The sequence below is a fragment of the Treponema parvum genome (genome assembly GCF_017893965.1).
Classification (GTDB): Bacteria; Spirochaetota; Spirochaetia; order Treponematales; family Treponemataceae; genus Treponema_D; species Treponema_D parvum.
The window spans coordinates 866,115-887,725 of sequence record NZ_CP054142.1 but is presented as its reverse complement, the minus strand read 5'-3'; the positions used below and the strand labels follow the sequence as shown (position 1 = coordinate 887,725).

The window sequence follows — 21,611 nt, the reverse complement described above, 5'->3', positions numbered from 1 at the left end:
CAACAGAAATGGAGCCAAGAGATGAAAAAAATTACTTCTTTTTTTTCAAAAGCAGAAGAGTATCTTTGTGCTGCAATTCTCTGTGTAATTGTAGCATTATCATTCATTACTGCAGTTGGGAGATGCATTAATCATCCTATTTCATGGACAATTGAATTGTCACAGTTTTTGCTTGCATGGTTGGCATTTATAGGCGGAGACATGGCTTTTCGATCAGATAAGATAATGGGTGTCGATATTATTACCAGAAAGTTTCCTGAAAAAGTAAGAGCTGCCATTAAGCTCGTAATGAACATACTGATTCTTATTACATTAATACTATTTATTAAATATGGGTACTCTCTTTGTATGTCAAATATAAAACGTTCCTATCAAACTGTTGGAATATCATACTCATACGCAACAGCAAGTCTTCCAGTAGCTTCTATTTTTATGTCAATTACAGCGTTGACAAATATTGTCAATAGCTTTAGATTTCTTTCCTTTAAAAAAGTAAGCGTGGGTGAGAAGAAGGAGGAGCTGATATGATAATTCTATTGATTACTTTTATTCTTCTCCTTTGCTTAAATATGCCGATTGCTTTTGTAATTGGAATTGCAGGCGTTGCATACTTTATTACAAATGGCACTATTCCTATTTCAATAGCGGTTCAGCGTGTTGTTGCTCAGACTCAATCATACAGTTTTCTTGCAGTACCTTTCTTTATTTTTGCGGGAAGTCTTATGAATGAGACCGGGATTACTAAGAACCTGCTTAGGCTTGCACAAATAATAACACGAAAAATGTGGGGAGGCTTGGCCCAGATAAATGTCCTTCTTTCAACAATGATGGGTGGGATTTCCGGATCAGCATGCGCTGATGCATCAATGGAAGCACGTGTTCTTGGCTTGGATATGGTGCGTCGCGGATATCCAAAGGGATATTCAGCTGTGGTAACCTGTCTATCATCTTTGATAACAGCGACAATTCCTCCATCTGTTGGTTTAATATTATTTGGGTTTGTCGGAGGGGTTTCAATTGGCCGTCTTTTTATTGCCGGGATAATACCGGGTTTGTTGATGTGTGTTGCATTAATGATTACAGTTCATTTTACCGCAAAAAAACATGGATACGAGCCACCAACACACAAATATGAACCGATTGACAAGAAAGAATTGAGATACACGCTTAAAGAGTCAATACCTGCACTGCTTTTTCCGGTCATCCTACTTGTCGGCATAAGGATTGGACTTTTTACCCCTTCTGAGGGAGGCGCTTTTGCTGTTGTTTATGCTATTTTTATAGGTAAATTTGTCTATAAAGAATTGACTTGGCAGAAGTTTCTTATCTCTCTAAAAAATGCCTGCATGGATACAGGTGTAATATTGATGATTATCTGCTTGTCGGGCGTTTTTTCTTATGCAATTACAAAAGAAAAGGTCCCAGTATTGATAAGTGAAGCGGTTATGGGCATTACATCAAATCCTGCCTTATTGCAAATAATAATTTTAATTTTACTTTTCCTTCTAGGCATGGTTTTAGATTCTGATGTAAATACTTTGCTTCTCACACCAATATTTCTTCCAATTGTCGAGGCAGCAGGTATTGACCCAGTACATTTTGGAGTTATGATGGCAACACTTCTGACTGTAGGTGTTATGACGCCTCCGGTCGGTACGGCGTGTTATATTGTTTGCGGCATCCTTGGTTGCCCGATAGAGGAATATATTAAGTATAGCATTCCGTTTTTTGCTGCAGTTCTAATTGTATTTATTATTTTAATTTTTTTGCCGGATGTTGTTTTGTTCCTGCCAAATCTTGTCTATGGATCGTGAGGGTAATATGAGATATAAAAAAAAAGAAAAACTTCAAATTTATATTGTTGACAGCAGAGAAGAAATAAGGAGAATTGCAAGAGAAGATGTGTCATCCCTTATAAAGGTTCTTCTTCAAACAAAAGATGAAATTAATATTATGTTTGCTGCCGCACCCTCACAAAATGAAGTACTTGAAAACTTAATATTGGATAAGGATATTGACTGGACACGTGTTAATGGGTTTCATATGGATGAGTACATTGGCTTGACTGCAGATGCTCCACAAAGGGTATGGATATTTGCATTTTAGGAATAGGTGAAGATGGGCATATAGCGTTCAATGACCCGGATGAAGCCGATTTCAATGATATTCACTTTGTTAAGCTGGTTGGTACATTTGGACGATGTTTGCCGTCAACAGCAAGTAAATGACGGATGCTTTTCAAATGTCAGTGAAGTTCCGGCGTATTCTATGTCGGTAACCATTTCTGGGCTTCTACGTGCAAAAGCAATGTTTTGTGTTGTTCCTACAAGTAATAAAGCGAATGCAGTAAAAAGAATGCTTGAAGGTATAATAAATTAAAGCTGCCCATGTACAATTCTGCGGGGAAAAAATTGTGCAAAACTTTATCTCGATCCCGACTCTGCATCACAACTATAAAAAATTCAAACCGCTTGTTCATTAAAAAACGTCAAGCGGTTTGATAGAATCCCGAATAATTACTTTTGGAGGGATATAACATCTTCTTATTGGCCAATCTTTATATTCTTCTAAATCAAGAGAATTAATTAGTTTAATACATGCATTATATCCATGTCGATAGCTGTCTTGATCTACTGAACTTATTGCAGGAGTAATCATAATATCTTGTGGGATGTTATCAATACCAATAACTGAAACATCTTCCGGAATCCTAACATGTAAGCTTATAAGTTCATGAATAACACCACAGGCAACCAAATCATTTACTGCTACTATTCCACTGAATGATTTTCCTAGATTATAGAATTGGTTTCCCAATTCTTTTCCGACTTCAAATTCAAATATACTATCATCTTTCTCACGTTCAGATGTTGCTTCGAGAACAAGTCGGCCTTCATCAGGTATATTATATTCATCCATGGCACTGCAATAACCAAGATATACCATTTTTCGGTTGTTTCTTGTTAAAGGGGTTGTAAGAAGAGCAATTCTCCGATGATTGCGTTCAAGCAGGGCCCTTGTTGCAAGTGCACTGTTCTCATTCATTTTTGGAGTTGCATCAATTACCCGTCGGTTAAAGTCTATCGGGCAATTAGATTCAAATATCACGGCTGCTGCACCCGTATCCAAAAAACGCTTAATCATTTGATCGTTTGAATCCAGAGACGATATTAAAAGCCCTCTTACACTCAAATGTTGCAGTTTGCTTATAAGTTCTCGTTCGGTCTCAGCACTCCGCCTTGAGTTAAAAACAAATGTTGTGTAACCAACAGATGCTGCTGCATCCTCAATGCCGCGTACAAGCTGTATAAAAAAAGGGTTTTGCAGTGAAGGAATGATTATTCCAAGAGTTTTTGCGGACCTAGACTTAAGCATATGGCCTGCAAGATTTGGCGAGTAATTCAACTGTTCGGCTGCATCACGAACGCGCTTTGCAGTTTCATTACTTACTGGATATCCACTATTCGATAAAACACGTGAAACTGTTGCTGTGGATGTTTTTGCAAGTTTAGCAACATCACTTATTTTTGCAGGTCTCATAATTATTGCAATTCTCTGTTTTCACATAAAAAAGCCTCATATCTAATGTATTGATCGCGATTTAGTCTATCATAAGCAAAATTTACAATCAAGAAACCGCAGCAGCCCCCGTATTCATAGAAGCCAGGAAAGCGTTATTGTCCTTGGTTTTTTTCATTCGGTCGATAAGCAGTTCCATAATTTCCGCGTCTTCCATAGGATTGAGAACCTTACGCAGCACCCACAATTTCTGAAGCTCGTTTTCCGTAAGCAAAAGCTCTTCTTTTCGCGTTCCGGATTTTTTGATGTTTATAGCCGGGAAAAGCCTGCGTTCGGCCAATTTGCGGTCAAGATCGATTTCACTGTTGCCGGTTCCTTTGAATTCTTCAAAAATAACTTCGTCCATGCGGCTGCCGGTTTCTATCAAAGCGGTTGAAATAATGGTAAGGCTTCCGCCTTCTTCCACGTTACGTGCTGCGCCGAAAAATCTTTTAGGCTTGTGCAAAGCGTTGCTGTCTACGCCGCCCGACAGAACCTTTCCAGAAGTGGGAACCGTTTGGTTATAGGCGCGCGCAAGGCGGGTAATGGAATCCAAAAAGATAACCACGTCGCGCTTATGTTCGACAAGCCGTTTAGCCTTTTCAAGTACCATTTCCGCAACCTGTACGTGCCGCGTAGCCTGCTCGTCAAAGGTTGAAGAGATAACTTCAGCCTTTATCGACCTTTCCATTTCGGTAACTTCTTCCGGCCGCTCGTCTATGAGAAGCACAATCAAATATACTTCAGGATGATTTGTAGTGATCGCATTGGCGATCTTCTGCATCAGGATAGTTTTCCCGGCCTTAGGCGGAGCGACGATCAAAAGGCGCTGTCCCTTTCCGATAGGGCTGAACAAGTCGACTATGCGCGAAGACATTTCCGTCGAAACCGTCTCCAAATGAAATTTTTCATCGGGATAAAGAGGCGTCAAATTTTCAAAGGGAATGCGCGTCTGCGCGATGCGAGGCTCGTCGAAATTGACGGATTCTATGCGGAGCAAGGCAAAAAATCTTTCTCCTTCTTTAGGAGATCTCGTCTGCCCGTAAACCGTGTCTCCCGTCTTAAGATTGAAAAGACGTATTTGGCTCGGAGAGATATAGATGTCGTCAGGGCCGGGTAAATAGCTGTTCTGTGGAGAACGCAAAAACCCGTATCCGTCGGGAAGTATTTCAAGAGAACCGGAAGCAAAAATAATTCCGCCGTGCTCCGTATGTGCCTTCAGTATTACAAAGATAAGTTCTTGTTTTTTCATGGGAGCAAGATCATCGTTTGAAAAACCGTACTGGATCGCAAGGCTCCTAAGCTCATGCATGCCCATCTTTGTAAGATCGTTTATCAAAAGACGCGGCTTTGACTCATATTCTTCAGGATTTTCGATGGTCTGCGCAGCTTTTACGGCTTCATCCCTTGCGCTGCTTGAATGCCGCTGATATCCGCCGGTACGCACAAATTTGCGCCCGCCGCTGAATTTCGGCATAGCGCCGCCCCATCTGTTTTTTTCACCGTGAGAAGGCGTTTGACCGTCTTCTTCCGCGGAATTCTCGGCAGGATCCGCTGCGGAAAAAGAAGCCGGATTTTCTTCGGTTTGCAAAGAAGTCTCTGCAGAAGGAACGTCGACGGTTTCTTTTTTTGCCTTTACTATACGGCGGCGCTTCGGACGAACCACCGCTTTTGCAGCATCTTCATTTCGATCGGATTCGATTTCGTCGGAGGAATCAGTATCAGAATCCGTATTTCCGACCTCCGGTTCGATCGATCCGTTTAAAGATTGAACATCAAGATCAAGCTGCGTTTGTCCGTCTTCATTCAACTGCAGCCGGCCTTCAGACGCATCGCTAGAACGACGTCTTTGGAATGGTTTCATTAAAAAAACTCCTGGCAATTAGTAAAATAAATATATAAAACATTGTAAAAAATAAAAAATGTATTGGAATTTGCTCTCTACAGGAAAAGAAATAAACACTTGTTGATAATATAATTACACATACATGAATTTTTGTCAATCACAATTCAAGCGCCCTATCAAACGGCCGCAGGAAAATTATCAAACTGCCAAATTACGACCGCCGCAAACTGCGACGGCCAAATTGCCAAAGTGCAGCGGATCACAAAACTCAGCCTACAAAATCCGACTTCAGAACAAGAGCCTGTTTATATTCTTTTGAAGCGACGGAAAACAAATCTATGTCGGGAACATCGTCAAGCATGGTCACCTGTCCGTCGAAGTTGACGTTTTCGGCAATACGCAAGTGTGCGGTAGAAACATTTCCGCTGACCTTACTGCCGTTGCACATTTCAATGCGCTCGGAGGCTTCTATATCGCCCGTGACGGTTCCGAATATGACTATCGACTGCACGGAGATTTTTCCCACATTGCAAACTGCTGTCTTGGCTATTTCCAAAGATCCCTTCGATCTTATATTCCCGTGGAATTTTCCGGTTATCACAAGATCGTCAGTGTATTCAAGTTCTCCGTCAAAATCCGTTTCCGCTCCGAACACGGTTAAATTTCGCTTTTCATTGTCCATTTTACACCCTTAAAATTGCACGAGGAAGAAAATTTCAATTTTCGACCGAGTGCAATTGGTGCGCTCTTGGCGCACAGTTAAATAAAAGAGTTTTCCGAAGGGAAACTCTAAGTTCAAGTACCGCCATGGATGGCGGCAAAATATGTAAAAGCGATATTTTGGCTTTGCCAAAATTCGCCATAAGCCGATGTACACGGAAGTACGTCGGCTTATACTATTTCAGCGGTCGAAATTAAACATTCCTTAAAATTCAACAGTCGAACAAAATATCAATTTTGGAGACTGTTGAATTCGTGCGCTCTTTGCGCACAGCTAAATAAAAGAGTTTTCCGAAGGGAAACTCTAAGTTAAATTGAACGGCGTCACTTCAGACGTTCAATTTAAACTTTCTTCTTAAAATATACAATATAAATCCCACCGTCAAAACGCAAAAAGCTGCTGTCGCAAATGCGGCGCCTACAAGGTCGCCTATGCGGCAGTACAACGTCGGCGTAGCATCGTCGGGAATAACGGGTATTTCACCTGTCACGAAAGTCTTTTCAAACGGTGGAGCCATCGCCCGTATTATTCCGTTGGGATCGATAATACAAGTTTGCCCCGAAGCCGTACTGCGAACCGCAGGGATGCGGTTTTCAATGCAGCGGAACCGAGCCATAGCCAAATGTTGATTCTGGCACGAAAGGCTTTTCGACCATGCGTCGTTTGAAAGGTTTACAAGCGCACGCGCGCCGGCATTGAACATATTTCTGCCCGTTTCACCGAACGTATCTTCAAAGCACACGGGTGTGGAAAATGCAAGTCCCGCTTCACGGAAAACCGTGTATTCTTCGCCTTTGGACCACAGATGCGTGTCGCCTGCCAGCAAAGCTTCATACAAGCGCGGAAACTGCTTAGGCCACGGAAAATTTTCCGTAAAAGGCACGAGCCGAATCTTTCGGTAAATTTCAGGATTCGGCGGCAAAACGTTTTTCCCGGGAACAAAGACTAAAACGGAATTATAATCGTCTGGATCGTCTTCGTATATATCATCCTGATGATCGTTCCCCACGACAAAGACAGCCCTTTGTTCTTCCACAAATTCAAGAAATTTTTTTACGATATTAAAGCGGTTTCTGTCCGGCCGCAACTTATAGTGTTTTATCACGGGCGGAATGACGGAAGTTTCAGGCCATACTACAAGTTTTATATCTGCATCCTGCGAGAGCGCTTTTTGAGAAAGATCTATCAAATTATTAACGTCTTCCGCATAATCATCCGAGTCATTGCTAAGCCACGGATCGGTATTATGCTGGATTGCGGTGACTTTTACCGACGGCATTGCAGAATAGTCCTTACGTGATAAGCATCCGTATAATACGGCCGCCGAAAAAAAACAAAGCCACACGCAGGCGGAAATTCCGTGCGATTTTACGGGACGTAAAAATGATTTTACACAACATCCACCGTTCACGCGACCGGAACTATCTACAGCGGTATCGCGATCGGCGCTTTCATTTTCGGTATTTTCGGCGTTTCCTGAACTTTCAGTTTCAGCGCTTTCGGTAAATCTCAAAATTACGGAAGAAAACCATACTGACGGAAACACCACTAAAGCCGAAAGCGGCCACACGCCTGCAAGTTCCGAGCATTGCATTAAAACGAGATTTTTCCATTGGGTATAGGCCGTAACGCCGTAACTGAATCCTGCAAAGCCCACGGTTTTAAGGTATTCGTAGGCGCAAAAGATTACAAAAGATGCGATCCAGCCTTTTTTAGGAAAAAATATCATACACAGCTTCATACAGGTAAACACAACAAGAAGCATGAGCCCGTATTGTATTTCTATGGCCAAGGAACCGGCCGGGCTGAAAGTTACCAGCCACGAAACGTAAAGCATGTATGAAATAACGCCGTACACAAATCCGTACAGCCAAACGCTTTTCAAAGAGGCGCGATAAATTAAAACAAAAACGGGAACATAGGCAAACCACGCAAAAAACGATATTCCCTCAGGAAAAATAAAACCGGGATTTGAAAAAGCGAACAAAAAAGCTCCCGAAACAAGAAGCAGAATATTAATTAAAAACGATCGTATTTTTTTTTTCAAAGATAAAGATTTTTTTTCGACGGAGGCCATAAGGCAAAGCTAGTCCTTTTTGTCCTCTGTGACAGGAAGATCCCACAAAGCTTTTTTCAGCTCCTGTCCAGAGCGAAAAGCCGCTACATAATGAGGGGCTACGGACAGTTGCTCTCCCGTCTTGGGGTTACGAGCTCTTGTGCGCCCCTTTCGTAAACGCGGTTCAAACGTACCGAATCCTCTGAGCTCTATAGTGGCGCCCTCTTTTAAAACAGTTTTAAGTTCTATCAATAAATTCTCTACAATGTCCTGAACAACACGTTTTTCATGTTTTGTGTTTTGATACACGGATTCAACCAGATCATATTTGGTAATTTTTTTAGCGGACATTGAAGAACCTCAACAAAAAAATTCGTATGTTCCGGGATCGAAAAAATCTCAAAACATACGTCATGTTGCCAGTAAATTTAAATTACTTAGACTGTAAAAATGAAACGTTGTAAAGTTTCATCATACGGGACTTTTTTCTGGAAACTGCATTCGGCTTTAAAACGCCCTTACCGCGCGCCGAATCAAGTTCCTTTACAAGAATTTTTAATGCATCTTCCGAAGCTTTTTGATCTTTTTTCTGGACGGCTTCTACAAACCGCCTGACACATGTATGACACTTGCTCTTAATCGATTTATTGCGCAACCGACGCACTTCACTTTGTGCGAACCGTTTTTCTGCAGATGTTTTTTTTATAGACAAAGGATGCCCCCCAAAACAAAAAACTAATAACATATATTAACAGAGCGAAACAGCTTTAGTCAAGCATACAAATAAATATGATATTTCAAAGAATTAACCGCTTCGTATCATTTTTTCACTTTATATATTTAAAATTTCATCCATGCATACTCCGTCTGTGTATGGAAATTTACAATCCAATATTTTAGCAAAAGTCGGAGCTTCGTCGACAATATCTCGGCGCTCCAATACTACACCTTGTTTAAAATCCGGCCCCATACATAAAAAAAAGGGCTGGGGGCCTTTTTCAGGAAGATATCCGTGTGTCGCTTTGCCATGAATAAAATCTTCATTATTCAGTTTTTGAATAATAGGATATTGAGTCTTGTTTCCGAATGACGAATACCCGTCACTTTCCAAGACAAAAGAAAAATCTCCGGCAAGATGATATTTATCTTTCGCTTCTTTGCGATTAAAGACTTCCGTAAAACCGTAAATTCCTTCTCTCGCCATTTCACAAAGTGTTTTTTCTACTTCAGGTTCATCTTTTTTGTCTTTAACATATATCAGAGTACTCATTGCGTTTGAAAAACTGAATACTTTCCAGTCTTGTATTTTACCTTCAGCATCCACAGTAATCCAACCGCGATTCAAAAAGAACATGTTGATGTTTACTGTACGGACAATACCGAGTTGTCCATGGTCGCTCAACAGGACTATGTTTGTTTCATCCAATATGCCTGCCTTATTCAAAGAATTCATTATTTGTCCGATCCAATCGTCACAAAGCTTTATTCCTTCCGTAACGGTAGAATTGAAAAGACCTGTTTGATGTCGTACGTGATCCATATAGCCGCCATGTAAAAATAAAACATCGGGTTTGTATTGTTCAATTATATCGCATGTGCATTCAACAATAAAATTATCCAGGTACGGCTGCTGTACAAACTTTTTTCTTCCTCCATGCACAAAAGAGGCAGGTAAAAGACCTTTATTTTTATCAATTATCGCCAGCATTTCTTTGTTACTGCCGTTTCTTTTAAATCCTTCCGAGAGTGTTTCACCGGGCTGTATCCAATATTCATTGATCAAGTAATCAATAGATGGATGGTTCCCTGTTACAGGCCAAAAACACGCGGCCGTTTTTAAACCTGCATCATGTGCTATATCAAATATATCTGGACATTTTACAACATCATGAAACCAACACCAAGGAAGTTCTCCTGTTTCCGTGCTAAACGGATAATTATTTGTTACGCCGGTTTTATCCGGATAACATCCTGTAGCAATTGATGTATGCACAGGATAGGTTATCGTTGGATAAATTGATCTTATGGTTTTTACTTCACTATATTTATTTTGAAAATAAAATTTAAATCGCGGAAGAGTTTTTAAATACTCAACGTCTTCTCTAACCATTGCATCCAGAGAGAAAACAACTAGTTTTTTTTTCATTAAAATACCTCGGACAGTCGTTATAGACCTCATAATAACAAAGGCTGTCCGAAAATTTCGGCTTTTGGACAGTCTCCTTGATTTATATGCGACGTTAAAAATAAGCCATTGCAATGCAAGTGCTTATTTTAAACTTGAGGGCTGTCAAACAAAGTAACAAACTTTTTTGACAGCCTCTTGTAGATAAAATATAGATTATTTCACTTTAGGTTTTTTAGGTAGAATCTGTTCCGCTTCCGCCTGTAATTCTTTAATCGCCTCTTCAGCAGATATATTTCGATCTTGGATTAATTTTCCGCAAATGCGATTCATCTGTTCTTCATACTGGCTCTTATAAGGCGACCATGGAATTTCTTGTGCTATAGCCAATTGTTCAAACGCCGTTTTGTATTGGGGATGTTCTTTCCATAAATCCTGAACAATTTTTTGATTGACAGACGTTTTACTTGCAGGTAAATAACCTGTATTAACGCTGTTTTCAGCAACTTGTTTATCCGTCATCAAAAACTTAATAAATTCCCATGCGGCGGCTTGTTCTTGCGGTGTCGTGTTACGTCCGATAATGGCAATGTTTCCGCCTCCTACAGGTGCGGACGGTTTATCCCATGTAGGAAGAAAGGCGATCCCGACATCAACGCCTGTGTTTTTCGCATTTCTTAAAATTCCGCCCATAGATCCGGTAGATTCCATAATACAAGCGATATATCCTTGTGCAAAAGCTTCTTTCATTTTTGTAGGACCTTGCAGTACTTCCGGCGCCTTGCACCAACCTTCGTCGACCCATTGTCTCCAAGCTTTTAAGACTTTTAAAAGGACTCCATCATATAAAGACGGCGCGCTGTTTCCGTCCTCACTCAGCATATTACTGCCGAGTTGATACGTCATGTTTTGAACATACCATGCGGCATCGATATTCATAGAAAAACCGTAGATTTGAGTCTTGCCGTCAGGGCCGACTTTGGTTAATTTTTTACCGGCAGCAATAAGGTCATCTATTGTCTTAGGAGGATTTTTTATGCCTGCCTGAGCAAATAACTTTTTATTATAATAAAACACAGGGGTTGATCGAACATAAGGTAAAGATATTAATTCCCCATTATGTATGCAGTAATACATTAATGCGTCAGGATAATTTTTTGTGTCGAAGTTATCTCTTTTAGCATACGGCATCATATCAAGCAGTAATCCCTGCTCGTACATATACGGAACTCCTGCGGCTCTTTCAAGAACAGCCATTGTCGGGTTAGTTCCCGCAGCACAAGCTTGAACAACCTTTGACAAGGTGGTCGGATAATTCCCTTGATAAACTTCTTCGACGACGATTTGCTTTCCGTTTGTTTCATTAAATTCCTTTACAGATTTTGCTATTTGCTCTCCGTTCGGTCCTGCTCCTCTCGGATGCCAAACAGTAATTTTTACCGGCCCGCTGACTTCTACCGGTTCCGTTTTTCCTTTAGACGCGTCTTCTTTTCCCCCTCCTGCAAAAAGGATTGCTCCCATCAGCGAGAGCAAAAGCACAAACATAGAAATTCTTTTCATTTACCATCCTCCTTAAAAAGAATTTTTTATTTTACGCCTTTGTATGCAAAAGCTTGGATAATTTTTCTGCTTGCAAAGACAAAAATAATTAAAATCGGGAAAACCAACAGGACATTACCGGCCATGATTAAATTCCAATTAATACCGTATTCTACGTCTTTCAGTTTTTCGAGAGCAATCGTTAAGGGTCTTACAATCTCTTTATCGGTCATAACAAGCGGCCAAAAATAAGAATTCCAGTGCCCTACAAAACTAAAAAGCGCAATTGTAACTACAGTAGATTGACACATGGGAAGCATTAATTTAAACATTATTTTCGCTTCTTTTGCATTGTCCAAACGGGCACTTTCAATAATTTCGTCAGGAATTTGCATAAAAGTTTGCCGCAATAAGAAAATACCAAAAGCATTTGCTCCAAAAGGCAGGATTTGCGGTAATAATGTGTTTAACAGTTTATGTTTTGCCATCATCAAGTATACGGTAATAAAAGTTAGTTGTGTCGGAATCATAAATGCAACCAATATCATAGCGAAAAAGAGTTTTTTCCCGATAAAGTCAAATTTTGCAAAAGCGTAGGCTGCAGGAACCATTATAACTAATTCCAGTATAATACACCCGAAAGTTACAAAAACACTGTTTTTTACATATGTAAATAATTTTATTTTTTGTATTAATATAATATACCCTTCCAGAGTAAAATGCCGCGGCCATAAAGTGGGAGGCACCAGTATAGCTTCGGAATTGGTTTTTAGACTCGTAATTATCATCCAATAAAAAGGAAATAAAAACAAAAGTACAATAAACATTTTAAAAATCCAATCAAGCGAAACAAAAATGTAATTTAGTATTTTGTTATAATTATAAGGTTTCATTAGGACGTTCCTCATTTATTGATAAAAAACTTTCTTTGCCAATACCTTGAAATAGATAATTGTCATAATAATCATAACAATCATTAAAACAACTCCAGCTGCAGCTGCTAAGCCGATACGGAAGTGATGAAAGGCATATCGATAAATATAATATGCAACGACATCCGTTGCGCTGCCGGGGCCTCCGTCTGTCATAACTCGAATAGTATCAAAAACCTTAAACGATCCTATGGTAATAGTTATCAGCAAAAAGAATAACTGGGGAGAAATCATCGGCAGAGTAATCCGGAAAAATTTTCTTCCTCGAGGCGTATTATCTAATTCAGCGGCCTCATATATTTCGGTCGGAATAGATTTCAGCGAAGAAATTATTATCAATGCATAATAGCCTATGTTTTTCCATACGGAAACAATGACAACTGACAGCATGGCAGTTTTAGAACTGTTTAACCATCGAAGACTCGGAAGACCGAAAAAGTTAAAAACCGTATTCAGAATACCTCGGTCCGTATCCATAATCCATGCCCAAACCATACCGCAACTTATCATTGCAATAATGTGGGGTGTAAAAAAAGCCGTTTGGGCAAAATAATTTTGCCATGTATCTTTTTTTACCCATAACGCAAAGAGAATGGCAAATAAAATTAAAAAGATAACAACGCAACAAGTGTAAACACTTGTATTCTTGAGTGCGACAATAAAATCATCTTTTACAAATAAAATATTATAAAAATTTTGTAGACCTACAAATTTCGTTTTTGCAGGATTTATCATATTGTAATCTTGAAAACTTAATTGTACCAAATTAATTAAGGGCCAATATGTAAAAATAATTAAAAAAACAATTGCAGGCGCTATCATTAAGTACGGTAAAATATAACGAATCTTCTTTTCTCCTGCGAATCGTTCACGGTGCGTTTGCGTATTAATCTTTCTCATATCTGTTCCGCCGTTTTTAGGTGCATAAGGTAGTCTTCAATTTTATTTGTGTCGCGGATTCTTTTATCATTTTCATCAAAAAAATAGATCCATTGATCATCTACTTGAATGTATACCTCTTCATCTAATTGGAAATCGTCGTTCATACTTTTTACCATTACCAACCCTTCTTTCAGTTCTATGCAATATTGAATTTCAGACCCTAATAATTCGCGTGTTGCGATTTTACATTTCCTGAAAAAACCTTTAGAAGTCGCTTGTTTGGCAAGGGAAGCGCGTTCCGGACGAAAACCGTATTTTATTTTCGTTCCTTTAAGAGAAAAGATATTCATAGGAGGAGTTCCGATAAATTGTGCGGAAAATACATTATCCGGATCGCGATAAATTGTTGCCGGTGTTGCTTCTTGTTGAATGATACCATGATCCATCAGAACAATGTGATCGGCCATAGACATCGCTTCCGTTTGATCGTGCGTTACATATACAAACGTTGTATTTAACTGCTTATGAAGTCTGATAAGTTCCGTCCTCATTGCAACACGCAGTTTTGCATCAAGATTGGAAAGAGGTTCATCCATTAAAAAGACTTTCGGTTTTTTTACCATGGCTCTGGCCAAGGCAACGCGCTGACGCTGCCCTCCGGAAAGGGTTGCAGGTTTTCTATCCAGAAAGTCTGTTAAGCCGACACTTTCAGATACTTCGTTGATAAGGAGTTTCCGTTCTTCTTTCGGTACATGATTATTTTTCAAACCGAATTCTATGTTTTCTCGGACACTCATACTTGGATAGATTGCATAGTTTTGAAACACCATTGCAATTTGGCGTTTACCCGGTGGAAGGTCGCTGATGTCTTGTTCATCCAACAGGATTTTTCCGCTTGTGGCAGGGCCTATTCCGGCAATCATGCGAAGTAAGGTTGTTTTACCGCACCCGGACGGTCCGACAAGAACGGTAAAAGTTCCGTCTTGAATAGTTAAATTCAAATGACTGATGACATTATTAGAGCCGAAAGATTTTGATACATCAATGAATTCAATCTTTGCCACACCGTACCTCTTTCCTTGATTTATACGCAACGCTCAAAAATAAGCCATTGCAATGTAAGGACTTATTTTTAAACTCAACGAGCTGTCGAGAAGTAATAAACTTTTGAGACAGTCTCTTCGATCATTATAAAAATTATACTATTTATAAACCGATTTATAAAACAATTTTATATAATTCTATTGTCAGTTATTTTATTTGTCAACTTTTAAATTTTCAAAATAAATAATCGAAACACGAAAATCAATTTTCATCCGTCAAATTGACAGTAAAAATAATTGAAGTTACAATTCTCCGTATGATAAATTTTATTACGATGTCCTGCCTGCTTGTAGCCTTAGCGTGGGTTGCAATATTGAATATCTTTGCCTACCCTGTTTCTAAAAAACTTTGCATAAGAATTTCAAATTACATTGTAAAAGTCTGCGCGCACCGCGTGTTTGCAATTTTGAACCTTTATAAGAATTTTCGTTTTGACGACGATGCCGCAAGCAAAAAACTTCTTCCCGAACAGTTTTTAGTGATATCAAATCACCAAAGTCTGATGGATATTCCTCTTTACATGGTATTCTTGCCGGAAAAAGACCTCCGCTTTGTCGCAAAAGACTCTTTAGGGCGGCACGTACCGCTGGTTTCGGAAATGTTGAGAGCTCACGAGCACTGTATAATTCCCAGAAAAGGAAATCCTTCGGTTGCGATGCGTGAATTGGACAAATTTGCCTTACGCGTAAAGGAGCGGGATCAGATTCCCGTATTGTTTCCCGAAGGAACGCGAAGCAAAGACGGAAGTTTGGGGCAATTTTATGCTGCAGGGTTCAGAAGACTCACCGACGCGGTGCACCTGCCGGTTGCCGTCTGCGCCCTTGAAGGCGGCTGGAAGATCAATAACCTTAAAAACATATTTACAAACCTTAAAGACGGTTCGTATCGAGTAAAGGTTTTAAAAGTCTTTCCGCCTCCCAACGGAAAAGAAGAACAGAATGCGGTTTTAAACGAAGCAAAGGCTCTCATCGGCGCACAACTTGATAAATGGCGAACTGAAGAAAAGGCCTAGCATAAAATGAAATAGACCGCTGCGCCGATTAATGCCGCCCGCACCGATCGATGCCGCTGCACAGGAAAATTAAATGAAATCTTAATGGCGGGACAAAAAAAAGCCTGCACGGAAGTGCAGGTTTTTTGTAACTAAAACAATTATTTAAGAAAATCCTTCGGTCGTCTTTCCGTGCGCTGTGTTTTTTCACATACCGCTACATTTCTGAGCTTACCGTTTTTAAGTATTGTTTTCATGACTATTTCGCCGCCGGATTCCGGATCAATAAATGTCTGTTTTGCAACAGTAGTACGAGAGTTTTTACTGGCTCCAGCCATAACACACCTCCATGCCGATTGTGATTTAATTTCCGTTTATAATATCAATTACGGCTGTTCAGGTCAAGGCAAAAAAAATGAAAGGCGCTGTGCAGAATCTGTCGGCGAATGTTTTCGGTGCGACGGCGGGGAAAGAACTGCGTAAATGTATTAGCGTATGGAAATGCCTACGTTAAAAGGAAAAAAGGCGAAACGCGAGGCAGCGATAACTGACGCCGAGCCGCTCTGACCGTTGGCAAGCGAGCTTTCCAGAAGAAAGCGAGCGCAGTCCGATACCTATTACGGTCAGCCGCGGCGAACGGCAGGACGCTGCCGGGAGTGTAGCCGTTTTTTTTAATGCTGCAAATTAAAGACGCTGTGCAGGAACTGTCGGCGAATGTTTTCGGTGCGGCTCTAAACTACGGTTGCCGGCGGCTGTCGAGGCCCTCGCACAAAATTTTTACGCGTCCAAAAAACGCTCCACACGTTCGGCGCTTTCTTCAAGCGGCGCATAAATGCACTTCGTTTCGGGAATGCTTGACATAAAAAGCCGTCCGTACGGTTTTTCCATTATGCGCCGATCAAAGACAACTACACATCCGCGGTCGTCGCTTCGCCTTATAAGCCTTCCTATTCCCTGTCGAAATTTTATGATCGCTTCGGGAACGCTTAGATCCATAAAAGAGCTTCCGCCTCTTTGTTCTATCAATTCGGAACGTGCGGCGAAGACTGGATCGTTTGGAACGCTGAACGGAAGTTTTACTATGATCACCTGAGAAAGTGACTCTCCCGGTACATCGATACCTTGCCTGAATGAATCCGTGGCAAAAAGAACGCTTGTCGTGTCTTTTTTAAAGTTCTCAAGGAGTCTGAAACGGTCATCTTCTCCTTGTTTAAAGACGGTGATTCCTGAAGATTTGAGCGCGGCACGCGCATAGTCGCACGATTTTTTTAGAGAATCATAGGACGTAAACAATATCAGCGTCCTTCCGCCTGCGGCCTTGATCATGCGAACGACGGCCTTGTCCACAAAATTCTGATAACTCATGCTATCGGGGAACGGAGCGTCTGAAATAACGGAAAAGAGCATGTTAGTTCTATAAGGAAACGGCGAAGGGAATTCCCCCGTTAAAAGCCTTTTATCATCAATGCGGTTGACGCCCGTGCGGTGATTCCAAAAATCAAATTTTTTTCCTACCGAAAGAGTCGCCGAAGTGCACACAACCGTTTTCATAGGTTCGAAAACTCCTGACGCCATGCGGAAAGATATATCCAGCGGCGTCTGGACAAATTGTATGTACTGGGAACTTTCGTCGCTCTTGGAGGAAGGCGCGCTTATACGAAGTCTTTGCAGCCAAAATACGGTATCGCTTTGTTCCTCCCATGCGCTGAAATTCTTACAAAACACCGTAATATCGTCCAAGCGCCTCAAGATATTCCTTGTTTCCCAATATTGGGAATTTTCTTTGCCATTGTCGTCGATCCCTTCCATAATGTCACGAACGAACGCACAGACGGCGGCTACGTTGTCGCCCAGATTTGTGATAAGAGCGATCACGGGGCCGAAAGAACGTGCGGAAGAAGAATTTAAGCGCAGCGTATGTTCGTTTAAAAGAAGGTCGAACGAAACTTTTTCAAGATCGGCTATATTGTTTTTTACGCTTTCAATCGACTCAATCACATGAGCCGTCTCGTCGGGAGCGGATGAAAGAGCCTGAAGTGTAAAAAGATAACCCGTTAAAGAATTGCGTTTTTTGCGATAAAGGCGGTTCAAAAGGCGCATAAGGCGGAAGCGCGTAAGACTTGCACTGAAAAAACTTGTGGCGGAGCTTTCAATGTCGTGCGCCTCGTCAAATATCAGCCTTCTATACGGAGGCAATACGGCCGCATCGTCATACCCTATTCCGCTCATGCGCGATTCAATGTCGGCGAACAGAAGGTGATGGTTTACTATAAGGAGGTTTGCGCCGGCGGCGTCTTTTCTTACGCGCATGACAAAACACTTTTCGCGATGTACGCAGCGCATTCCCATGCAGGCGTCGCTTTCGGAACACAGGCGGCTCCACACATTTTCCGGCGGCATAAACGGAAGGTCGCTCCTGCTGCCCGTAGGAGAAGTTTTTGCCCATTCCGCAATTTTATCGATGGTTTCAGTGTCTTCGCTGAACATATCCCTGTCGTTCGCTATGTCTTCCAAGCGCCTCAGACAGATAAAATTCTGCCGGCCCTTTACTAAAACGGTTTTGATTTTTTTTCCTATTATTTTTTCTGCGGCGGGAATGTCTTTTTCGGACAGCTGCTGCTGCAAATTTATAGTGCCTGTGGAGATTACCACTCTTTCACTGTTTTCAGCAGCCCAAAGCATCGAAGGAATAAGATAGGCATAGGACTTACCTACTCCCGTTCCGGCTTCAAATACGCCTATGGAATTTTCGTTAAAGGCGTAAACTATCTTTTTTAAAAGTTCGATCTGAACAAGGCGTTCTTCAAATGATTTCGATTGGAAAGACAGGGGGCCGCCGTCCGACAGATAAAAAGCTGCGTCTTCAACGTCAAGTTTTTTTATTACCTTGGGTTTTACGGGCTCCATGACGACATACACGCTGTTTACGTCGTTGTTTACTATGTAGAACCCTTGAGCGTTTTCGGAAGCGTGCGAAGCGACTCCAAGATCCGCCTCCGAAGGTAAAAGAATTCCGTTCGGATGATTGTGAATCAAAACGGAACATTCGCGCATTTCATTTAAATTTACGGGGACGGAGCGCTCGTTGCCCCGGGCGGCAGCCGTTACTGAAACGACAAGCCCTTTGGAATCGATCGCGCCGGTAAAAAAAACTTCATTGCCGCCCGCGTTTAAAATCGCTTCACGCATAACGGCAATGACCGCATCGGAAAATCGCTCAGTAATATCCATTTATTACTGTTTTTTATTTTACAAGCGACATGGCTTCTTTTGTAAGGCGCGTGATCTCGTCGAATTTGCCTTCATTTATAAGATCCGCCTTTACCATCCACGAACCTCCGCAGCAAAGCACATTTTTGAGAGCAAGGTAATCCTTAATGTTTTTTTGAGTGACGCCGCCGGTAGGCATAAATTTAAGAGGATAGACGGCTCCCACGGCCTTTATAAAACCCACGCCGCCGGACTGTTCCGCCGGAAAGAATTTTACAACTTCCAAGCCGTTTCGCAGCGCAAGTTCCATCTGTGACGGGCTGTTCACTCCGGGGCAGTACGGAACGCCCTTTTTGGCACACCATTCTCCGAGTTCGGGATAGTATCCTGGAGCGACTATCGCGCTTGCACCGGAATTTACGGCCTTTTCGGCCTGTTCCAAAGTAAGGACGGTGCCCGCAAGGGTTAGGACGTCCGGTCTTTCTTTTGCAACTATCTTGATAGCCTCGGCGGCTACGGGCGAGCGAAACGTTATTTCAGCGATCGGAAGACCGCCTGCGACGAGGGCATCGATAAGAGGCAAGGTGTTTTTCAGATCGTCGATCTTTATTACGGGAACAACCTTTACCTTAGCCATTGTTTCAAAAACATCTTTTTTCATAACAACTCCTAAATAAAACGGCATATGAGGAAATTTAGATTTCAGAGAATGCCGTTTTCGCGCATTTTTTGCGCACAATTTAATGCAACGCCGCCTCGCATCTGTTTGCAACGCAAGGCGAAAATCGTTATATTAGTAATACGATAAATTGCGTTTTGATACAAGACCGTACGCCAAAGTAAAACGTGAAATTTTAAATAAAATACAATTTGCGGCATTTCGTCCGTAAACTTATCAGCCCGCAATTTTTTTACGCATCTTTACAAAACACATAGGGAATGTTTCTGATATGAATAAGAGTAATATCTATAAAAAAGCCGTCTCTGCGGCCGCCTTTGTCTTTGCCCTGTCCTTTATCTCTGCAAAACAAAGCGCGCAAATCGATGCAGATTCGCAGAGGAGTTTCGAGCAGCGACAGGATACCGTTTACAGCGCCGAAGGTATTGAACCCTCCGCAGAAATACGATTTTCACCTTTGGAGATAGGTTTTGCAGCAGGTTCCGCTTCGGGTTCCTCTGCGGACTTTACCGCGGACAGTCTCGAGAGCGGCGGCGAAACTGCGCCTAAAAAGCATTATCTTACGGCTCTGTCAGTCATGATGTTTGACAATCTTGTAATAAGCGGATGGAACCGTTTTGTCGGCAACAGGTCGTGGGCGAAAGTAAACTGGGAAGACACAAGATATTTTTACGAACATGAAATTTCTTGGGACACCGACTGGTATTGGACAAATTTCGTGCTTCACCCTTATCAGGGCGGACTTTACTACATGGCTTCGCGCGCTTCAAACTTAAATCAACTTGAATCGTTCGGCGTTACCGTATTGGGCTCTACGATATGGGAGTGGTTTTTCGAGCGCAATTCGCCTTCGATCAACGACATGGTCTACACTACCGTAGGCGCCTTCGCCGTCGGAGAAATGCTTTACAGACTTTCCGTAGAAGCGGATGAAATATCGCGGCTCTTGTCCGCGGCTTTAAACCCGAACAGGCTTTTGACCGACATGATGAACGGCGAAAAGCAGAGAGGATCGACAGGAAACATACGTGAACTTTCATTTAAATTAGGCGCCGGCACTACTCGCGCATATACGAATTTTTCTTCTGATTTCGGAGACGACATAGAAATCTTTCCCGCGTTTTTTTCACCTGAAATTCACGTAGTCTACAACGATCCTTACGGCTGGGATTCCAACGTGCCGTTCAGCCAATTCGAATTGGACATAGGCGGAGCCGTAGGCGTCGGGAGCGGGAAAGGGGCGAACAGCGTTGAAGAAAAACTCATGTACGATATTCACATTACAAGCAGCGGAATGATGTTTTCACGTTTTATCGATCTGGGCGAAAATAAAGATACTTCCGTCGGAATGATATTCGACTATGATTTTATATGGCATTCGTTTATGGAGCTTTCATCTTTAGCTTTGGGAGCCGCATTCAAACAAAGAATAAGAAATCCCGGCGGGAGCAAAACAGAGTGGCAGCTGCATGTGGACGCGCTTATTCTTGGAACGACCGACTATTATTATTACAGGCGCGAAAAAGTGCCGTCTCCAGACGAAACATTTAGGGATTATAACTACACCGTAGGGAACGAAACCGTACTGAAATTCAAATATACAAGCAAAAACGGATTTATTTTGGATACCGACTTTCACGGCTATGCGATGTATGTGTTTAACCACCAGCTTCAGGATAACATGTTTACAGGATGGGAGATGATCGGTATAGGAACCGTAAACTATGAAATTCCCGTGTCGCCCAAACTCAATATAGGAATCGGCAATCAAATTTATGCAAAAAAATCTTTTTATAAAGACATTCCGGAGATTTTTCAGGCGGTCTATACCGGAAGCCTTTTTGCACGCCTGAAATTGAAATAAGGCCGAGTCGACCGACCGGAACTGAGGGGCAGTCGCAAAAGCCGGTTGCTTTTCGGCAGACTATCTCGGAAGCCCGCCGAGTTCATATGCGATTCTACGGATAA

General features: G+C 41.7%; 19 protein-coding genes. 5 read left to right on the top strand and 14 right to left on the bottom strand.

Annotated features, from left to right (window positions below; genetic code table 11):
• Positions 1 to 21 precede the first annotated feature (21 nt).
• The 3 genes from HRQ91_RS03980 to HRQ91_RS03970 are packed head-to-tail and all read left to right on the top strand — an operon-like array spanning position 22 to position 2,106.
• The gene (locus HRQ91_RS03980; RefSeq protein ID WP_210120370.1) at positions 22 to 528 is read left to right on the top strand and encodes a TRAP transporter small permease; all 507 of its coding nucleotides are present in this window, start codon (positions 22 to 24) and stop codon (positions 526 to 528) included.
• Complete coding sequence (locus HRQ91_RS03975) at positions 525 to 1,814, top strand: TRAP transporter large permease (RefSeq protein WP_210120369.1); 1,290 nt, start codon at positions 525 to 527, stop codon at positions 1,812 to 1,814. Before HRQ91_RS03980 ends, HRQ91_RS03975 begins: the two co-directional genes overlap by 4 nt.
• Positions 1,815 to 1,821: 7 nt before the next feature.
• Positions 1,822 to 2,106 carry a sugar phosphate isomerase family gene (locus tag HRQ91_RS03970; protein ID WP_210120368.1) on the top strand — a complete coding sequence of 95 codons (285 nt, stop codon included), beginning with the start codon at positions 1,822 to 1,824 and terminating at the stop codon, positions 2,104 to 2,106.
• A 372-nt stretch (positions 2,107 to 2,478) separates the two neighbouring features.
• Here the strand turns inward: HRQ91_RS03970 and HRQ91_RS03965 are convergent, their stop codons facing one another.
• From HRQ91_RS03965 to HRQ91_RS03915, 11 genes are all read right to left on the bottom strand, one after another.
• Positions 2,479 to 3,540, bottom strand: a complete 1,062-nt coding sequence (locus tag HRQ91_RS03965) for a LacI family DNA-binding transcriptional regulator (RefSeq protein WP_210120367.1) — start codon at positions 3,538 to 3,540, stop codon at positions 2,479 to 2,481.
• 88 nt (positions 3,541 to 3,628) lie between these two features.
• A complete protein-coding gene (gene rho, locus HRQ91_RS03960) occupies positions 3,629 to 5,422 on the bottom strand; it encodes a transcription termination factor Rho (RefSeq protein ID WP_210120366.1) in 1,794 nt (597 codons plus the stop codon).
• Between the two features lie 250 nt (positions 5,423 to 5,672).
• Positions 5,673 to 6,086: a bactofilin family protein gene (locus HRQ91_RS03955; RefSeq protein ID WP_210120365.1), complete on the bottom strand. Its 414-nt coding sequence runs from the start codon at positions 6,084 to 6,086 to the stop codon at positions 5,673 to 5,675.
• Between the two features lie 367 nt (positions 6,087 to 6,453).
• The gene (lnt, locus tag HRQ91_RS03950; RefSeq protein ID WP_210120364.1) at positions 6,454 to 8,172 is read right to left on the bottom strand and encodes an apolipoprotein N-acyltransferase; all 1,719 of its coding nucleotides are present in this window, start codon (positions 8,170 to 8,172) and stop codon (positions 6,454 to 6,456) included.
• 39 nt (positions 8,173 to 8,211) lie between these two features.
• Positions 8,212 to 8,532 (bottom strand): HU family DNA-binding protein, encoded by a 321-nt coding sequence (locus HRQ91_RS03945; RefSeq protein ID WP_210120363.1) that lies wholly within the window; start codon positions 8,530 to 8,532, stop codon positions 8,212 to 8,214.
• 82 nt (positions 8,533 to 8,614) lie between these two features.
• Complete coding sequence (rpsT, locus tag HRQ91_RS03940; RefSeq protein ID WP_210120362.1) at positions 8,615 to 8,893, bottom strand: 30S ribosomal protein S20; 279 nt, start codon at positions 8,891 to 8,893, stop codon at positions 8,615 to 8,617.
• Positions 8,894 to 9,013: 120 nt separating this feature from the next.
• Positions 9,014 to 10,327, bottom strand: a complete 1,314-nt coding sequence (locus HRQ91_RS03935) for an alkaline phosphatase family protein (RefSeq protein WP_210120361.1) — start codon at positions 10,325 to 10,327, stop codon at positions 9,014 to 9,016.
• Positions 10,328 to 10,522: 195 nt separating this feature from the next.
• Entirely contained in the window at positions 10,523 to 11,866 is a 1,344-nt protein-coding gene (locus HRQ91_RS03930; protein WP_210120360.1) for an ABC transporter substrate-binding protein, read from the bottom strand.
• A 26-nt stretch (positions 11,867 to 11,892) separates the two neighbouring features.
• Positions 11,893 to 12,738 (bottom strand): carbohydrate ABC transporter permease, encoded by an 846-nt coding sequence (locus HRQ91_RS03925; protein ID WP_210120359.1) that lies wholly within the window; start codon positions 12,736 to 12,738, stop codon positions 11,893 to 11,895.
• Between the two features lie 15 nt (positions 12,739 to 12,753).
• On the bottom strand, positions 12,754 to 13,677 hold the full coding sequence (locus tag HRQ91_RS03920; protein WP_210120358.1) for a carbohydrate ABC transporter permease: 924 nt from the start codon (positions 13,675 to 13,677) through the stop codon (positions 12,754 to 12,756).
• The gene (locus HRQ91_RS03915; protein ID WP_210120357.1) at positions 13,674 to 14,723 is read right to left on the bottom strand and encodes an ABC transporter ATP-binding protein; all 1,050 of its coding nucleotides are present in this window, start codon (positions 14,721 to 14,723) and stop codon (positions 13,674 to 13,676) included. Before HRQ91_RS03915 ends, HRQ91_RS03920 begins: the two co-directional genes overlap by 4 nt.
• Positions 14,724 to 15,019: 296 nt before the next feature.
• Here HRQ91_RS03915 and HRQ91_RS03910 point away from each other — a divergent pair, with 296 nt between their 5' ends.
• Positions 15,020 to 15,775 (top strand): 1-acyl-sn-glycerol-3-phosphate acyltransferase, encoded by a 756-nt coding sequence (locus HRQ91_RS03910; RefSeq protein ID WP_210120356.1) that lies wholly within the window; start codon positions 15,020 to 15,022, stop codon positions 15,773 to 15,775.
• A gap of 140 nt (positions 15,776 to 15,915) precedes the next feature.
• Here the strand turns inward: HRQ91_RS03910 and HRQ91_RS03905 are convergent, their stop codons facing one another.
• From HRQ91_RS03905 to eda, 3 genes are all read right to left on the bottom strand, one after another.
• Positions 15,916 to 16,092 (bottom strand): hypothetical protein, encoded by a 177-nt coding sequence (locus HRQ91_RS03905; RefSeq protein ID WP_210116828.1) that lies wholly within the window; start codon positions 16,090 to 16,092, stop codon positions 15,916 to 15,918.
• A 439-nt stretch (positions 16,093 to 16,531) separates the two neighbouring features.
• Positions 16,532 to 18,985, bottom strand: a complete 2,454-nt coding sequence (locus HRQ91_RS03900) for a helicase C-terminal domain-containing protein (RefSeq protein WP_210120355.1) — start codon at positions 18,983 to 18,985, stop codon at positions 16,532 to 16,534.
• Between the two features lie 13 nt (positions 18,986 to 18,998).
• Entirely contained in the window at positions 18,999 to 19,625 is a 627-nt protein-coding gene (gene eda, locus HRQ91_RS03895; protein WP_210120354.1) for a bifunctional 4-hydroxy-2-oxoglutarate aldolase/2-dehydro-3-deoxy-phosphogluconate aldolase, read from the bottom strand.
• Between the two features lie 289 nt (positions 19,626 to 19,914).
• Here eda and HRQ91_RS03890 point away from each other — a divergent pair, with 289 nt between their 5' ends.
• A complete protein-coding gene (locus HRQ91_RS03890; RefSeq protein ID WP_210120353.1) occupies positions 19,915 to 21,507 on the top strand; it encodes a DUF3943 domain-containing protein in 1,593 nt (530 codons plus the stop codon).
• Positions 21,508 to 21,611 lie beyond the last annotated feature (104 nt).

Coding starts and splice junctions, on each gene's coding strand:
- HRQ91_RS03980 (WP_210120370.1), top strand. CDS start 22: ATGAAAAAAATTACTTCTTTTTTTTCAAAAGCAGAAGAGTATCTTTGT.
- HRQ91_RS03975 (WP_210120369.1), top strand. CDS start 525: ATGATAATTCTATTGATTACTTTTATTCTTCTCCTTTGCTTAAATATG.
- HRQ91_RS03970 (WP_210120368.1), top strand. CDS start 1,822: ATGAGATATAAAAAAAAAGAAAAACTTCAAATTTATATTGTTGACAGC.
- HRQ91_RS03965 (WP_210120367.1), bottom strand. CDS start 3,540: ATGAGACCTGCAAAAATAAGTGATGTTGCTAAACTTGCAAAAACATCC.
- rho (WP_210120366.1), bottom strand. CDS start 5,422: ATGAAACCATTCCAAAGACGTCGTTCTAGCGATGCGTCTGAAGGCCGG.
- HRQ91_RS03955 (WP_210120365.1), bottom strand. CDS start 6,086: ATGGACAATGAAAAGCGAAATTTAACCGTGTTCGGAGCGGAAACGGAT.
- HRQ91_RS03945 (WP_210120363.1), bottom strand. CDS start 8,532: ATGTCCGCTAAAAAAATTACCAAATATGATCTGGTTGAATCCGTGTAT.
- HRQ91_RS03935 (WP_210120361.1), bottom strand. CDS start 10,327: ATGAAAAAAAAACTAGTTGTTTTCTCTCTGGATGCAATGGTTAGAGAA.
- HRQ91_RS03930 (WP_210120360.1), bottom strand. CDS start 11,866: ATGAAAAGAATTTCTATGTTTGTGCTTTTGCTCTCGCTGATGGGAGCA.
- HRQ91_RS03925 (WP_210120359.1), bottom strand. CDS start 12,738: ATGAAACCTTATAATTATAACAAAATACTAAATTACATTTTTGTTTCG.
- HRQ91_RS03920 (WP_210120358.1), bottom strand. CDS start 13,677: ATGAGAAAGATTAATACGCAAACGCACCGTGAACGATTCGCAGGAGAA.
- HRQ91_RS03910 (WP_210120356.1), top strand. CDS start 15,020: ATGATAAATTTTATTACGATGTCCTGCCTGCTTGTAGCCTTAGCGTGG.
- HRQ91_RS03905 (WP_210116828.1), bottom strand. CDS start 16,092: ATGGCTGGAGCCAGTAAAAACTCTCGTACTACTGTTGCAAAACAGACA.
- HRQ91_RS03900 (WP_210120355.1), bottom strand. CDS start 18,985: ATGGATATTACTGAGCGATTTTCCGATGCGGTCATTGCCGTTATGCGT.
- eda (WP_210120354.1), bottom strand. CDS start 19,625: ATGAAAAAAGATGTTTTTGAAACAATGGCTAAGGTAAAGGTTGTTCCC.
- HRQ91_RS03890 (WP_210120353.1), top strand. CDS start 19,915: ATGAATAAGAGTAATATCTATAAAAAAGCCGTCTCTGCGGCCGCCTTT.